Consider the following 14,765-nt stretch of genomic DNA (forward strand, 5'->3'; position numbering starts at 1 on the left):
TCTTGTCGGTCTTCACCTGCGCCTCGGCGATGATGCGGGTCTTGAAGGGATTGGCCAGGGTGAGGTGTTGCGATGGCATGGACTGCTCCAGCACCTCGTGGAGCCAGTGCCAGTTCATGGAGGCTTCAAAGACGACGCGGGGATTGGGCCAGCGCTTCACCAGGGTGGCGAAGTCGTGAGGTGAATGGTGTTCGATGCGGCCTTTGCCGAGGTCGGTTCCGGCCGCATCAATGGCGTGCCAGACGCTGTATTTTTTGTGGTAGTCAATGCCGATGAAGGTGGCTACTTCAGTGCTGATGGAGGGTGGCGATGTTTGGATTGGAGTGCTCATGACACCGCCACTATAACAAACGCCATTTTACCCAGGAAATACCGCTGGAACCCTTGATTTATCAGGCTTCATGTCGCCTGACCCCGTTTTCCCCGGAGACAACAGCACAACGGCCACAGCAGAAGAATGTACGTACGCGCCAACCAATAGCCTTGACCATGCCAAGCTATTCGAAAAGTTGAAGTGCAGCGAGCTTCTCGGCTATGAAAACCCCGTGTGTTCAAGGATCCTGCCCGATCTTCATCCCCCGTGCCGGAGCCACGTGAAGAGGGATGAAGAAGGGGCAAAATCGCATGGATTGGAAAGGGCCAAGTTCGCCTACGTCTGACTCAACATCCCAACGCCTTGCCCGCCCCGGAGCGATGTCCTGGTCAACCGGCCTTTCCCCTGCGGCATGTGGATGCGGTGAGGAGAATGGGCCACGACTTCAGTGAGGGATGCGACTGGCTGCAAGATGTCCTGTCTCCATGAACCGCACCCGCCCCTTGGAAAAATGTGATCAGTCTAGTCAACTACAGCCCCAGTATCTTCTCTGCCCAGGTGAGGATGCGGCCAACGGTTTCGGCGTCTTCGAGGGCTTTGGCTTCTTCGAGGGCTTGGCGGGCTTGGATGAGCTGGCGGAGGAGGGGGAGGGAGAGGACGGACTGGGCGGCGGTTTCGACGGCCTGGTAGCGCTGCTTCAGCGTTTCCACATCGGTCTCGCCGGGGTCGTAGGTTGAGAAATCCAGGGAGGCAGGAGATTCGGGGGCATCCACCTGGCTTTCGACCACGAGGCGATCCAGGGCGGCATCGGCGGCGGCGAGATCGCCTTCTTTGACGAGGGCTTCCACCTCGCTGCCGCGCTGGACCATGCTGGTGGTGGCGGGGACGCCGAGGGACTGGACGGCGAGCCGGAGGCGGGCGGCTTTTTCGCGCACACGGGTTTCCAGATCGGCACGCTTCACCTGCCGGGGCTGGGCCAGGGCGACGGCTTTTTTTTGCTGTTCCAGAGTCAGGACATCCCGCAGGCCGAGGAGGGTGCGGAGTTGCAGCTGTTTCACAGCGGCTTCGGCCTCCATGAGACGGGCCAGGGCAGCGCTCGCCACCTCGGGGGTGGAATCTGGCTGGCGGAGGATCTGGTTGAAGGCTTTTTGCTGTTCTTTCACCTGCATCTCCAAGGGTTCCGACTCGGCGCGGGCGGCGGTGACGATGCCGGTCATGCGGCTTTCCTGTTCTTCCGTCAGGTCCAGCTCCGGCTTGATGACGGTGATGATGTCTGCCGACAGCAGCCCGCTTTGCAACAAGGCCTCCGGCCCGGCGGCGAGGCAGCCGGTGGTGATCAGCAAGGATAACAAAAAGTGTTTCATGGCATTTGAAGAGTCAGGTAGGCGGGCAGGAGAAAATCACTCGGGGCGCTGGCCGGGGCGGCGTTCAGGCTGGCGAAGAGGGAGTGCGCGGGGGCGTCCAGCAAGGGTGGCAGTGCCTCCGAAAGCCGGGGAGGCGGGACGTCCGGAGGCTGGGGGATGAAGATGCCCAGTGCCAGCGCCGCCGCTGCGGTGACAGGCAGCCACAGCCGCCATGACGGGCCATTGCGCACGGATGCCGGGGAGGTCAAAAGACGCGGATCCCAGGCAGGAGCTTCTGCGCGCTCACATCGGCGCTGCGCCTGGAAGCGTTGTTGCAGATCGGGATCGTTAACGTTGTCAGGATTCATGAGTTTCAGATGATGGTTGCAGCAGGCTGCGCAGGCGGGCTTTGCCACGTTCGTAATGCTGGCGCACGGAGCCCAGGCTGACTTTCATCACCCCCGCCGCCTCGCTCAGGGAAAGGTCCTGATAAAAGACCAGATGCAGCACCTCCGCCTGCCGGGCGGGAAGCTGGGCCAGGGCGGTGCGCAATTGCAAAGTTTGTTCGTCCAGCTCCGCCTGGCGGGAGGGTGACGGGCGTGGATCGGCGGAGTCTCCGCTGAGCTGCAGCCAGAGCCTGCCCAAAAGCGATTCGCGATAGCGCAGGCGGCGGAACTCCTCGTGCGCGGTGAAGCGGATGACGCCGAACCACCAGGTCTTGAAGCTGGAGGCACCGGTGTTTTGCAGCCGCCCCTGCGCCATTTTCAGATAGGCGTTTTGCAGAACCTCCTCCGCCCGGCAGACATCCCCGCCGCAGCAGTGCAGCGCCCAGCCAAAGGCGTCGGCATGCAGGGCTTCGAGGTTGTCGGCGAGTTCGCGCTCCATTCATTTGTCCGCTGAGTGTCCCAGGCTGCCGGTTTGTATGACAGCCACCCGTCTATGCACCTGGAATATGGATCCAGAAAACCGCGCCGCCACCCTCGCGGTTCTGCCCGCCCGCATTGCCGCCATGCGCCATGGCGATGGAGCGCACCAGGCTGAGCCCCAGGCCCATGCCGGATGTCTTGGGCCGCGCGGCGGAGCCACGGGTGTAGCGGTCCCAGATGATGTCTATTTCCTCCGGCAGGATGCCCGGCCCGGTATCCTCCACATAAATGATGGCCCCTGTGCCCTCCCCCTGCCAGCGCACGGTGATGCGCCCTCCTGCACGGGTGTAGGCAAGGGCATTGTCCAGGAGATTGGAAACCGCCTGGGTGAGGAGCTCGCGGTCCATGTTCAGTGTGAGGCTTAATCCGGGGACGAGTTTCAGGCTCAGCTTGCGGTCCTCCGCAGCGGGAATGAAGAGCTCGACGAGATTGGTGAGCATCTGGTCCAGGGAGGTAACCTGCCGGTGCAGCCTCAGCGCAGCATGGTCACCCGCGCGGATGGTCAGCAGCGTTTGTACGAGCTGTGTCGCCCGGTCAATTTCCTCCAGGCCACGGGCGGCGGATTCACGGGCGGTGTCATTGTCCGTTTCATCGTGCAGATGCTCCAGATTTCCGCGAATGCGTGCCAGCGGGGTGCGCAACTCATGAGCGAGGAAGTCATTGGTGGACTGCAGCTCACGCGTCAGCGTCTGAATCTGATCCAGCCCGGCATTGACCACGGAAGCCAGGGCCTTTAGCTCCGGGATGGCCTTGGGCGCGCGCAGGCGCATGCGGCTGCCAGGTACCCGCATGCGCTCCGCACTCAGGGTGAAGGAAAGGATGGGGCGCAAAACGTCATTCAGAAACCACATCACCGGCAGAAAGGCAATCAGGGCGGCGGTCAGCCCGGCAAACCAGATGTGCTGCTCAATGTTGGAAAGGTAGCGCCGCGACTGCGCATCCGTGCGGCCAAGCCACAGGATGTTCCCATCCCACAGGCGGATGGCTCCCGTTTGCAGCCGGTAGGGCATCTCTTCCACGGTCAGCTCCATCAAGTCCATGTCCCCTTTTCCCAGCAGGGTTCTGCGGGGCTGCTGCGGCCAGGGATAGGCCTTCATCGCGCCGGGGATGTCCTCATGCAGCACCTGCCCTGCTCCCGTAGTCACCCGCAGGCCGTTGCGGTCCAGCGGCTGGCTGATCTGAAACACTTTTTTTAATCCCCCCAGGCCGCCTTCATCATACCAGGCGGCATGTTGCAGCAGGTCATCGGCGATCCGGCTGCGGTTCACCGTCCGCACTTCCTGAATGACCGCGATGCGCACAAAAATGAGGATCATCAGGATGATGACGATGACGACCAGCAGCATGAGAAAACCCAGCCGCCAGGGAGAGGGCACCTTGTCAGGCCAGAGTTTTAAAAACATATCCTTTTCCCCGGATGGTCTCGATCTGAACGTTGCAATCTGGCATCTCCAGCTTGCGGCGGAGGCGGCAGACCATGGCATCCACCACATTGGTGCCGGGATCAAAGTGAATGTCCCAGACCTGCTCCAGCAAAAATTTCTTCGGCAGGACCCGGCCCTCGTGGCTCATCAGCACCTCCAGCAGGGTCCACTCACGCGGCTGCAGTTCCACGCTTTCCCCGCCACAGCTGACCCGCCGTTTCATCAGGTCCAGCCGGCATTTTCCGAGTGTGCGGTGGGTGGGCACGTGGTTGGTGGCCCGGCGGTGCAGGGCCTCCAGCCGGGCCAGCAGCTCCTCAAAAGCAAACGGCTTGGTCAGATAATCATCCCCCCCGGCGGAAAAGCCGCGCACCCGGTCAGAGACTTCCGCCCGCGCTGTCAGGAACAGCACCGGCATGCGCACGCCCTCCCGGCGCAGCTTTTCCACCAGGCTGAAGCCGTTCATGTCCGGCAGGCCCACATCCAGGATGACCACATCACACTCACCTTTACGGATGGCTTCCAGCGCGGTGGCCGCCGTCTTTACCCACTCCAGTCCATGCCCCACATCCTGCATCCAGGCCATCACCTGGCGGCCGAGTTCAGGGTCATCTTCGACGAGGAGGAGATTCATAGGAGAGTTGGAGAATCACTAAAGGGAGGGCGGGTCACCATGACAATTCTCGATTCTGAAAACTTTGGCCAATTATTCATCATCATTACCAAACGGTAAGGTGACTTCATGGGGGAAAGGCAGGTATGATATGGATGTTCGGGTATCCCACGAACACTCTCTCTAAATCCCCCCCTCTGATACAAACGCGAGCATTGAATTGCTTATTCTTTCCCTCCGTCATGCATCGCTACCTGGCATTCTCCATCGTCGTCCTCACCCTCGCGGGTGCAGTTTCGGCTGCTTTGAATGGATGGACCGTGCAAAAGGCCCAAAGCTTGCTTGATGGAAACAATTCTGGGAGATCCACCGCTCCGGGGGGGGTTGGTGGACACCAGTCGCAACTCTCGGCGGTACCAGGAAACATCTGATTCCTGGTGCCGCCGAGATTGTTAGCGACTTTCAGCCTGACTAGCGCAGCATGCGCACCGCCTTGTTAAAGGTCTTCAAAGAAACCGCAGCCGTGCCGTATCGCGCCGCCGCATACTGGGCAGCGAGTTCCTCAATGCCAGGCCGCACCGCACTGATACGCCTGCCATAGGCCAGCGGGCCCTCATTGGGCCGCCGCACCGGCAGGCCCAGGCTTTCCAGCCGCTGGCAAAGCCGCACCCACGCCCGCCGCCAGGGATCGCCATCACGCGCAGGACGTCGCAGCCAGGCATTCAGCAAACCCAGCCCCAGAACCACCAGGAAAAAACTGACCAGGAACAAGTAGATGTTCTTCGCCCCGTCCCCTCCCAGGAAAATCACACCCAGCCGGCTCCACCAGCCAAACTGGGTCTCTTCATCAAAGCTGACCACCCAGTTGTACCATTGGTCATTGACCTGGTCCATCACCACCTGGGCACGCTCCCGTGCCTGCCACCACCAGCTGTTGCGCTGCCGCTCCAGCTCTTCATCCCCGCCCAGCATGAAGCTTTGCAGCCCCCGGTTGACCCGCCCGGGGGCCAGCGCCGCCGTGGGGTCCACCCGTGTCCAGCCGCTTCCCTCCAGCCAGACTTCCGTCCAGGAATGCGCATCCGATTGGCGGACGATCAAGTGCGTCCCCATGTAGGGCACCTCACCGCCCTGATAGCCCATCACCACCCGCGATGGCACCCCGGCCGCCCGCATCATGGTGGCAAAGGCGGCGGCGAAATGCTCACAAAAACCCTGCCGTCGCCGCAGAAAGAACTCCTCCAGGGCCCTCCGCCCCAGATAAGTACCTGGCTCCAGGGTGTAACTGTATCCCTGCGTACGCAGGTGGGTCAGCCCCGCCTCCACCACATCCCGGTCTGTAGGGGATGTGGCACGCCATTGCGCAGCCAGCTTTTGCAGATCCTCCCCCAGGCCGCCGGGGAGTTGCAGCGCTGCCTCACGCTGCGCATACGTTATCGGCTCCCAGTCCATTTGGGGGCGGGACACTGCGTCAAACCGGCGCAGCTTCCGCACAGTATCGTGGGCATTCAGCACCCGCTCCGCGAACAGAGGATAGACGGACTTGCCATCGCTGCCCCGCAGTGGAAAATCCAGGGCTGGCAGCCAGATCTGGCCATGAGGCTCCAGGGTGATGATCTGGCGGATGTCACCTTCCTGGCGCTCGCGCAGGCCTGGAGCATATGTCGTGCGTAGCCCCCGACTCCAACTTAGCCCCTGGCAGTTCCACAGCACCACACAGCGCCAGTACCGCTGGTCATTTCTCGGGATCTCGCCGTCGGGAAACTCCACCCGAAATGCCTTTTCATTGCTCTTCGCCACCTCCAGCACATTGCCAGGGTCCAGGGACGAAGGCACCCCTGTCATCGCCGTTCTTCGCGCTCCCATGCGAAAGGGGTCCAGATTCATGCGCGGGAAGAGAATAAACAGCAGCAGCACCAGCGGCAGGGCCTGCAAAATGAGCCGCCCCGTCAGCCACGCCGGAGTCTTCGCCCCTGGCACGCCACGCCGGAAACGCACCATGCACCCGGCGATGAGCACATACGCGGAGAACATCATGACCGCGCTCAGGATGCTTTGGTCCGCCAGCAGTCCGCAGAGGCATAGAAACCAACCTATCATGGCGATAACCTGGAAATCATGCGGACTCCGGGATTCCAGCAGCTTACCCCCGGCAAGCACAATCAGCAGGGCCATGCCAGCTTCCATCGCCAACAAGTCTCCCTGGCTCAAATACACCCCCACTACCCCCACAGCGGTCATTGTCAGCGGCAACCAGCGCTGCTTCACCGGCCCCTTCATCAGGCTGCGGTAGGCCAGGCACAGGAAAAGAAAAATCAGCACCGGGGCTGCCACCACTTCATGCAGCGGGAGCACCGTCAAAAATAAGACCGCACTCAGCAGCACCAAGGGTCCGCGCGGCACCCCCGCACGGTGTTCATGACTGGGGGCGATCCGCACCGGTTTCCCCGTCTCCGTGCCGGCCAGCCCCCCGGCATGAACCTCCGCCAACGCCGCCAGGCAGCGCCGCGCATGGGCCTCCCCCTGCCCCGCAAGGATCTCCTGCCCCGGCAGGCGGATGCCATAGCTCAGTCCCTGCTGCTCGCTCATCTGGATCCAGCGCACCAGCTGCCCCACCCGCTCTCCTTCCGGCAGCGGTATGGCAGCCCAGTCCATCATGACCGCCTCACTGGCACCGCGTGACCACATTTTCACCATCATCGGCCTGCCACGCGCCACCGCGCGCCAGTCCACATGCTTGGGGGAATCCCCCGGATGCCATTCCCGCACCCCGGCAAAGTCATCCCCCTCCCGTCCAGGTGGGGAGCTGGTCCGGCTGCGGCCATCCACGCCCGCAGCCTCCACGGTGGAGGATGGCAGCGGCAGGTTTCCCGCAGCCGGTGGCACAGCATGGCGTGTCATCTCCACATTCACCACCCGCTGCGCCTGCAGAAGCCCCAGCGGATACGCGCTTCGCAGCATCAGCCGCACCGGCTGCCCTGCCGGAGGCAGGCGCAATTGCAACCGTACCGTCTGCCCTGCTGGCACCTGGTCCACAAACGCCGCCTTCGAAGCACCGGCCAGCAGCACCTCGATCCCGCAGGGCGTATGTCCGGAGGCCGCCCGCAGTTCCACGGGCAGCAGCTCGCCCTGTCCGGTATGAAACAGGGGTTGCTCCCCCACGCGCACCTCCAGACCGCGCAGATTCGCCCTGGCATACACATAGCTCATCACGCCCAGCGCCCCGGTCATGAAAGCCAGCAGATAAGCAGCGCCGTTGGACTGCACAGACCCCGCATACCCCATCGTACAGCACAGCCCGAACCAGGAAAACGTGTGGAGATTCCACTTCACCCGGGTGGTGGAGGGCAGTTCCGAGACCCGCTTTGGTCTGAAAAAAGACATCCCCCACGCCCACGCCCTGCCCATCATGGTGGGCGGTGCATTCAGGTGGCCTTCATGGGTCATGGCGCTCACGGAATCGCAGTTTCCTCCAGCAGGCGCAGTGCCGTCTCCCCATCCCCGTCCAGGCGGTGAGCCATCACCGGCGCACCGACATCCTGCACATCCTCCGGCAGCACCATCGTCCGCCCCTGCAGCAACGCCCAGGCACGGGCCGCATTCAGCAACGCCAGTCCGCCACGGGGTGAAAGCCCGCGCCCCTGCGCCCGGCTGGCCTCTAAAAGATCCTGCACATAGTCCAGCAGCGCAGCGGAGACATGCACCTTCCGCACATTCCCCTGCATCTCCTGCATCTCCGCCCAGGACAAAATCTCCGGCATCGCCCGCAGCATTTCTCGACGGTCCTGTCCTTGTAAAATGGACCTCTCCGCCACCCGGTCAGGCACCCCCAGCGCCAGCCGCATCAGAAAGCGGTCCAATTGCGACTCCGGCAGCATGAACGTCCCGATCTGCGAGGACGGATTCTGCGTGGCGATCACAAAAAACGGCTGCGGCAAAGCATGGGTGATGCCGTCCGACGTTACCTTTCCTTCCTCCATCGCCTCCAGCAGGGCCGACTGCGTCTTCGGAGTCGCCCGGTTGATCTCATCCGCCAGGAGCACCTGGGTGAAAACCGGCCCCTGGTGGAAGACAAACGTCCCCGCTTCCCGGTCAAAGATGGACGCTCCTAAAATATCCGCCGGCAGCAGGTCACTGGTGAACTGCACCCGCCGGAACTGTAATCCCAGCGCCTGCGCCAGCGCCTGCGAAAGCAGCGTCTTGCCCACCCCCGGCTGGTCTTCAAACAGCAGATGTCCACGCGCCAGCAGGCAGGTCACTGCCAGCCGGATCACACCTTCCTTTCCCACAATGATCTGAGAGACTCCCTCGATCAGGCGTTTCAGACGGTCATGGCATTGGAGCGCCACGGATTCAGGCAACGTGGCATCAGCGAGGGAAATGGGGCGGGCAGACACAAAAGTGGGGGGATTGGTGATATTTGGAGTGTCGCTTTTTGACCGCCCCGATGGCAAGCCTGTTCCACGATTCACATTGTTTTTACGTCCGTTAGTTCCCGCCTGGCCATACCGTATTGTCCTCCTTCCCCATGTCCTATACCTTTCCTCGCTCCACCGAACTCTTCGCCCGCGCCCAAAAAAGCATTGCTGGCGGCATTAACAGCGGCATCCGCAAAATGGAAGTGCCCGTGCCCCTTTACTTCGACCACGGGCAGGGCAGCCGCCTTTGGGACGTGGATGGCAATGAATACGTGGACTTCCAGACCGGTCAGGGTGCCCTCCTCTATGGCCACGCTCCAGCCGGCATGGCGGATGCCATCGCCGCACAGGCCAAAAAGGGCACCCACTGGGCCGCCCAATGCGAGCTGGAAATTGAGGTGGCCGAGCGCCTGCAAAAGATGATCCCCGGGGCAGAGCGCGTGCGCTTTAACAACTCCGCGACGGAGGTGGTGCTGGCCGCCTTCCGCCTGGCCCGCGCCCACACGGGGCGCAAGCTCATCCTCAAGTTTGAAGGCCACTACCACGGTTGGGCGGATGAGGGCCTCGTCGGTTTTTGTCCACCGCCGGACAAGTGGGGCAGCGAGGACGAGCCCACCAATCTGCACCCCAGCCAGGGCGTGATCCCGGAGGTGCTGGACCAGTTTGTCGTCGTCCGCTGGAATGATTTGGAGCACCTCCGCCGCCGGGTGGACCAGTATCGCGGCCAGATCGCCGCCATCGTTTTTGAGCCGGTACTTTGCAACACCTGCTGCATGGAGCCTGCCACGGGTCTGCTCCAGACCATCCGCGAGCTGTGCGACCGCGACGGCATGATGATGATCGCCGATGAAACCATCACCGGTTTCCGTTTCGGCGCAGGCTGCGCGCAGACGCATTACGGCGTCGTGCCGGACCTGACCATCCTGGGCAAGGCCATCGGTGGCGGAGTCCCCTTCGCCGCCCTGGTTGGAAAGGAAGCCTCCTTTGCCAAATTCCTCAGCGGCGAGGCCGTGCACGCTGGCACCCTCAATGCCAACCCGCTCTGCCTGGCCGCCGCCAAGTGGTGCCTGGACCAGGTCATCAATCTGGGAGATTCCCACCCGCACCAGATCATCGGCCTCGGCAAAAAGCTCATGGCCGGCCTCCGCACCCTGGCGGATGAACACAGCATTCCGCTGCGTCCGCAAGGCCCCGGCCTCGTCTTCCACACCGTTATGCTCAAGCCGGGCGCTGCCGAAGGCCACGTCACCAGCTATCGCGATTACGTGCAGCGCCACGATGCCCCCCGCTGGGCGCATTTGCGACGCTGTTTGTTAGAAAACGGCCTCCGTGCCATCGAGCGTGGCTTGTGGTTCCTCAGCCTCGCCCATACAGAGGCCGACGTGGATGAAGGCCTCAAACGTGCCTCCGCCGCCTTTGCGCGCCATGCGGTGGAATGGAAGGCGTGATCCGACATTGGCAGGAGATAAAAAACCACTAATGCCCAGCAATGAGCACTAATAAAAAAGACAAAACATTAGTGACTATTGCTGGGCATTAGTGGTTTAAAAATTCCCTTCCCCGAATCCTCGCTCCCCTCATCGTCCCTCTTGAAACCAGCGGATGCACGGAATTTAGATCTTCTTTTCCGTGTGTTTCGTGTATTCCGTGGTTGTCTTTGGTCTCAGTGACCGACCCCTGATATGAGCCAGCCCCCCCGCATCCTCTTCGCCGGACTTTTCCATGAAACACACACGTTTCTGGATGGCCTCACCGTCCTGGCCGACTTCGCCATCCAGCGTGGCGATGACCTGCTGGCGCAAAAGGGCGATGCCTCCCCCTTCGGCGGGGTGCTGGAGCTGGCAGATGAATTCGGCTGGGAAATGCTGCCCACCGTGGACTACCGCACCCAGCCCAGCGCCATGGTGGAGGATCTCGTCGTCGAAGCCTTCTGGGCCGACTTCCTGGACCACGCCACCCCGCACCTGGAAGCAGGTATTGATGCCATTTACCTCGTCCTTCACGGGGCCATGGTCTCGCAGTCTTTAGACGATGTGGAGGGCGAGATTTTGGAGCGCCTGCGCGCCCTGCCCGCTGCGGCCCAGGTGCCTATCTTTGGCGTCTTTGACCTTCATGCCAGCTTCACCCCGCGTATGGCGGCCCTTTCCAACGGCCTCGTCGCCTATCGTGAAAATCCCCACACCGATGCCCGCGAAGCCGCCTGCGATGCCGCCCGCCTGCTCCAGCGCTGCCTGACCAGCGGTGAAATGCCTAACCAACAATACATTCACCCGCCCCTCATGTGGCCGCCCACCGGCACCGGCACGGACAGCGAGCCCATGAAGACGCTGGAGGCCATGGCCCGCGAGATAGAAAAGGAACCCGGTATCTGGTCCGTCAGCGTCGTCGCGGGCTTCTCCTTTGCCGATACGCCGGATACCGGCGTCAGCTTCGTCATCGCCGCCACCACGGATGCCAGTGCCCACCTGCAAAAGCTCAGCGACACCGCCTGGGCCATGCGCGAGCAGGGCAACGTCATCGAGCAGCCCGTCTCCCAGATCATCGGCGACCTCGCCACCCCGCCGCCCGGCCTCACTGTCCTGGTGGAACCGGCGGACAACATCGGCGGCGGTGCCCCAGGTGACTGCACCGGCCTCATGCGCTCCCTCATCCACTGGCGCATCCCAAACTGCGCCGTCTGCATGGTGGATGCCGAGGCCGTCGCCAAAGCCCGCCAGTTCCGCGTGGGTGACCGCACCATGGTCTCCATCGGCGGCAAAGGCAGCCGGCTGGATGCCGGACCTGTCGAGATCGAGGTCGAAGTCATCTCCCACAGCGATGGCCAGTTTGACCTCGAAGACGCCCAAAGCCACCTCGCCTCCATGAGCGGCGGCAGCTTTGACATGGGCCCCTGCGCCGTCGTCCGGCACAAGGAGCTGACCATCCTCCTCACCAGCGTCAAGACCCCGCCTTTTGACCTCGGCCAGTGGCGCAGCCAGGGCCTGGAGCCCACCAGCTTCTCCGTCATCGGAGTGAAAGCCGCCGTCGCCCACCGCCGCGCTTATGACCCCATCGCCGCGCAGATGATCTGGGTCAACACCCCCGGCCCCTGCAGCAGCCAGCTCTCCGCTCTCCCGTATGAAAAAATCCGCCGTCCCATCTACCCACTGGATGTGGATTTTGACAATGCGTGACCACGCAACTTTACGTTGCCCAGGATTGCGGCTCAACGCCTGCTTTGCACCGCCCGGTTGAGCGTTTCGTCATAAATTTTTCGACGCTCATCCAGGCCGAGTCCTTTGTTACGGAGGCCGAGCATCTGGCGGTTAATGTCCTCACGCTGGCTGACGCTCAGGCGGGAAAGTTTTTCCACCACTTCTGCCGGCGGTTTCCTGGGGTAGCCGTCTCCAGAAAAACCTTCGCGATAGTCCACGGCGGCTTTTTTTGCCTCCGCCATCTGGGAGGAGCTTAACGGCGGGAGACTGCCGCCTGAGCTGCTTCTGGAACTGCTGCCGCCCGTGCTGGACCGGGCTGATTTGGCGGGAGGTTTTTGATAACGGATGGAGACGACCTCACCTCCCTCAATCTGGACCTGCGCGGTCCAGGTCTGGCTCCGTGCGGGATCTCCGCCGAGGCCTACCAGCTGCCACCCCTGGAAATTGGCGGTGCGTGAGACCACCTGCGATTGCATGGTCTGAGTGTCCAGGAGAGTCGCGAAGACATCCTCCTCCACTTGGGCGACACCTGTGAGGATGAGGTTGTCAGAAATACCCAAGGACCGGGTGAAAGGAGAACTTTTTGTTAGGGCCTCAAAAGCCTCCCCGTTCATGGGTTGCGGGATCGCCCCGTCATCGGCGGATGAGGTCTGCGCCGGATCAGCGCTTTCCACGCCCGGCAAGGTAACAGCACTGAATAAACCGGCAATGAGAACACCCCGGGCAATCCCCAGGGCTTTCTTCGTCACGTCATGCGACTGCGTCATGAAACCCTCTACGAGGAGAGTCATGGAAATCCATCAACGCACTCTCTGAAAATCGAACAAGCCTTCTTGCTCCAGTGCCGTCAACCAGCCTTACGGCTAACTTGAAGTTCGACGTCGGCCGCCGCGGCGCACCTGGCAAAAGGTGCTGTCTTCCATTTTCACCCCGCCGCCACACCTGCCTCCGCACTGGACGGAGGTGTCTTTTTGGCGGTGCCTGAGCGTGCTTTGAGGCTGTTGGCACGGATTTTTTTCAGGCGGCGCAGGAAGCTGGGGCTCAGGCTGTGGAGTTTCAGTCGGCTGTCGAGGTTGGTGTAGTTCATTGCAGAGGGTTTAAGGTTAGACGTGGGGTAGCTTCATTTGTTCGCTTTAAGATGCTGTCGGCCTCATGCGGAGAGTTGTCGGGCATTTGCAAGCGGGGCCGGACCGCGCACCCAGGCACTGGGAGAAATGCCTTTTTCCGCCCGGAAAGCCTGGCTGAAATGGCTCAGGCTGCGGTATCCCACCTCCAAAGCGGCCTCGCTCGCATTGGCCTGTCCGGCGGCCAGCATCTCCGCCGCTTTTTCAATGCGCAGACGGCGCAAATACAGGCTGATGGTCGTGCCAGCCGCCTCAGAAAAGGTGCGGGAAAGGTATTGCGGATTGCACCCGCAAAGCCGTGCCAGCTCCTCCAGTGGTGGCGGATCTTCCAGATTGGCCAGCAGCGCCTGCCGCACCTTGCCAACGCGCTCCAGCGCCACCCGTCGCGTCCGTGTGCAGAACAGCTCCTCGCCCTTTGATTCCGTCAATACCTTGCGGAAGAAAAACTCGCTCATCCGGCTGCCTTCCAGCAGCTGCCGGGCGGCGGAGCAAAGTGTTGGTGCCATCAGGGACCGGCTCCAGGCCCGGTCCTCAGCCTCCAATGGCCGGGTGATCAGCGGTGTGACCGGGTGCGGCCCCAGCAGCAGGCTGCGGAAATCGGCGGACATTTCCTGCCGCAGGCTGGTCAGGCTGCCATGCACCCACTCCAGCGGGAAATGCAGCACCAGGGCCTCATTTCCGCCACCGCCGAGCAGCCGCACTCCTTCAGGCAGCGCTGCCCCAGTGTTCATCCAGACCAGGCTGTTTCCCGCGATCTCCCGGTGGCGGTGCATGGTCCAGTCCACCCGGATGCCACCATCCAGCAGCAGCAGCGCCATGATGGCTCTGGGCCGCAGCGCTTGCAGCCAATGCCTGCCCCCGTGCTGGGCATCTGCACCCAGCCAGCGGCTTTCAAAAGCAGGATAAAGCAGGTACACAGGCAGGCAAATGGAAGTGAAGCGTCCCTTCGCGGACGCACGACGACCCATTGCTAGCCAGCAAACCCCTGTCTGGCAACCCATATTTGCGACTGCGTTTCAATAGCATCATCAGCTAAACTTATCCCGCCACTGTTTGGCGATGATCTCATATAGCTCATACCCCACCTTCACCACATCCTGCGCGATGAAGACCCAGCCTGGCAATACTGCCAGGGCGCAGAACAGGCAGATCAGCCCATTGACAATCCGGCCATGAATCATCATCCGGATAGAAAAAACGGTCATGATCAGAGCGACCCCGCCCACCAGATACCACTTCCATTCCGCCGTGCCCACGAAAGGCGTGGCCAGAGCGGCCATGCCGATCACCAGGAAGGCAGTCGCCCAGCGGTAGCTGGACTGGGCGATACCCTCATGATAGTCAGCAATATTCCGTTCCCGCTCGCGCTCCCGCGCGTCAGTCCGATGGTCTGGAGTAAGAAAGGCACCGCTCATG

At 62.0% G+C, this 14,765-nt stretch carries 13 protein-coding genes and 1 pseudogene; 2 read left to right on the forward strand and 12 right to left on the reverse strand.

Annotated features, from left to right (window positions below):
• The 8 genes and pseudogenes from WJU23_RS09340 to WJU23_RS09375 all read right to left on the reverse strand — a co-directional run.
• Positions 1-331: pseudogene (locus WJU23_RS09340) on the reverse strand (hypothetical protein); the annotation flags it as partial.
• A gap of 512 nt (positions 332-843) precedes the next feature.
• Positions 844-1,677, reverse strand: a complete 834-nt coding sequence (locus tag WJU23_RS09345) for a Spy/CpxP family protein refolding chaperone (RefSeq protein WP_346332292.1) — start codon at positions 1,675-1,677, stop codon at positions 844-846.
• A complete protein-coding gene (locus WJU23_RS09350; RefSeq protein ID WP_346332293.1) occupies positions 1,674-2,024 on the reverse strand; it encodes a hypothetical protein in 351 nt (116 codons plus the stop codon). Before WJU23_RS09350 ends, WJU23_RS09345 begins: the two co-directional genes overlap by 4 nt.
• A complete protein-coding gene (locus WJU23_RS09355) occupies positions 2,014-2,541 on the reverse strand; it encodes an RNA polymerase sigma factor (RefSeq protein WP_346332294.1) in 528 nt (175 codons plus the stop codon). Before WJU23_RS09355 ends, WJU23_RS09350 begins: the two co-directional genes overlap by 11 nt.
• A gap of 52 nt (positions 2,542-2,593) precedes the next feature.
• On the reverse strand, positions 2,594-3,985 hold the full coding sequence (locus WJU23_RS09360) for a HAMP domain-containing sensor histidine kinase (RefSeq protein ID WP_346332295.1): 1,392 nt from the start codon (positions 3,983-3,985) through the stop codon (positions 2,594-2,596).
• The gene (locus tag WJU23_RS09365; protein WP_346332296.1) at positions 3,963-4,637 is read right to left on the reverse strand and encodes a response regulator transcription factor; all 675 of its coding nucleotides are present in this window, start codon (positions 4,635-4,637) and stop codon (positions 3,963-3,965) included. The genes WJU23_RS09360 and WJU23_RS09365 overlap by 23 nt, the downstream gene beginning before the upstream one ends.
• 450 nt (positions 4,638-5,087) lie before the next feature.
• The gene (locus WJU23_RS09370) at positions 5,088-8,060 is read right to left on the reverse strand and encodes a transglutaminaseTgpA domain-containing protein (protein WP_346332606.1); all 2,973 of its coding nucleotides are present in this window, start codon (positions 8,058-8,060) and stop codon (positions 5,088-5,090) included.
• 5 nt (positions 8,061-8,065) lie between these two features.
• Positions 8,066-8,962 (reverse strand): AAA family ATPase, encoded by an 897-nt coding sequence (locus tag WJU23_RS09375; protein ID WP_346332607.1) that lies wholly within the window; start codon positions 8,960-8,962, stop codon positions 8,066-8,068.
• Between the two features lie 179 nt (positions 8,963-9,141).
• Here WJU23_RS09375 and WJU23_RS09380 point away from each other — a divergent pair, with 179 nt between their 5' ends.
• Both WJU23_RS09380 and WJU23_RS09385 read left to right on the forward strand, forming a co-directional pair.
• Positions 9,142-10,479, forward strand: a complete 1,338-nt coding sequence (locus tag WJU23_RS09380) for an aspartate aminotransferase family protein (protein ID WP_346332297.1) — start codon at positions 9,142-9,144, stop codon at positions 10,477-10,479.
• Positions 10,480-10,713: 234 nt separating this feature from the next.
• Positions 10,714-12,204, forward strand: coding sequence for a M81 family metallopeptidase (locus tag WJU23_RS09385; RefSeq protein ID WP_346332298.1), 1,491 nt, complete (start codon positions 10,714-10,716; stop codon positions 12,202-12,204).
• 32 nt (positions 12,205-12,236) lie between these two features.
• Here the strand turns inward: WJU23_RS09385 and WJU23_RS09390 are convergent, their stop codons facing one another.
• From WJU23_RS09390 to WJU23_RS09405, 4 genes are all read right to left on the reverse strand, one after another.
• Complete coding sequence (locus tag WJU23_RS09390) at positions 12,237-13,016, reverse strand: hypothetical protein (RefSeq protein WP_346332299.1); 780 nt, start codon at positions 13,014-13,016, stop codon at positions 12,237-12,239.
• Positions 13,017-13,150: 134 nt separating this feature from the next.
• Complete coding sequence (locus WJU23_RS09395) at positions 13,151-13,312, reverse strand: hypothetical protein (RefSeq protein WP_346332300.1); 162 nt, start codon at positions 13,310-13,312, stop codon at positions 13,151-13,153.
• A gap of 63 nt (positions 13,313-13,375) precedes the next feature.
• Positions 13,376-14,266 (reverse strand): AraC family transcriptional regulator, encoded by an 891-nt coding sequence (locus WJU23_RS09400; RefSeq protein ID WP_346332301.1) that lies wholly within the window; start codon positions 14,264-14,266, stop codon positions 13,376-13,378.
• A gap of 111 nt (positions 14,267-14,377) precedes the next feature.
• The gene (locus tag WJU23_RS09405; RefSeq protein WP_346332302.1) at positions 14,378-14,764 is read right to left on the reverse strand and encodes a hypothetical protein; all 387 of its coding nucleotides are present in this window, start codon (positions 14,762-14,764) and stop codon (positions 14,378-14,380) included.
• Position 14,765: the final 1 nt, after the last annotated feature.

Source organism: Prosthecobacter sp. SYSU 5D2, assembly GCF_039655865.1.
Classification (GTDB): domain Bacteria; phylum Verrucomicrobiota; class Verrucomicrobiia; order Verrucomicrobiales; family Verrucomicrobiaceae; genus Prosthecobacter.

Coding starts and splice junctions, on each gene's coding strand:
- WJU23_RS09345 (WP_346332292.1), bottom strand. CDS start 1,677: ATGAAACACTTTTTGTTATCCTTGCTGATCACCACCGGCTGCCTCGCC.
- WJU23_RS09350 (WP_346332293.1), bottom strand. CDS start 2,024: ATGAATCCTGACAACGTTAACGATCCCGATCTGCAACAACGCTTCCAG.
- WJU23_RS09355 (WP_346332294.1), bottom strand. CDS start 2,541: ATGGAGCGCGAACTCGCCGACAACCTCGAAGCCCTGCATGCCGACGCC.
- WJU23_RS09360 (WP_346332295.1), bottom strand. CDS start 3,985: ATGTTTTTAAAACTCTGGCCTGACAAGGTGCCCTCTCCCTGGCGGCTG.
- WJU23_RS09365 (WP_346332296.1), bottom strand. CDS start 4,637: ATGAATCTCCTCCTCGTCGAAGATGACCCTGAACTCGGCCGCCAGGTG.
- WJU23_RS09370 (WP_346332606.1), bottom strand. CDS start 8,060: ATGACCCATGAAGGCCACCTGAATGCACCGCCCACCATGATGGGCAGG.
- WJU23_RS09380 (WP_346332297.1), top strand. CDS start 9,142: ATGTCCTATACCTTTCCTCGCTCCACCGAACTCTTCGCCCGCGCCCAA.
- WJU23_RS09385 (WP_346332298.1), top strand. CDS start 10,714: ATGAGCCAGCCCCCCCGCATCCTCTTCGCCGGACTTTTCCATGAAACA.
- WJU23_RS09390 (WP_346332299.1), bottom strand. CDS start 13,016: ATGACTCTCCTCGTAGAGGGTTTCATGACGCAGTCGCATGACGTGACG.
- WJU23_RS09395 (WP_346332300.1), bottom strand. CDS start 13,312: ATGAACTACACCAACCTCGACAGCCGACTGAAACTCCACAGCCTGAGC.
- WJU23_RS09405 (WP_346332302.1), bottom strand. CDS start 14,764: ATGAGCGGTGCCTTTCTTACTCCAGACCATCGGACTGACGCGCGGGAG.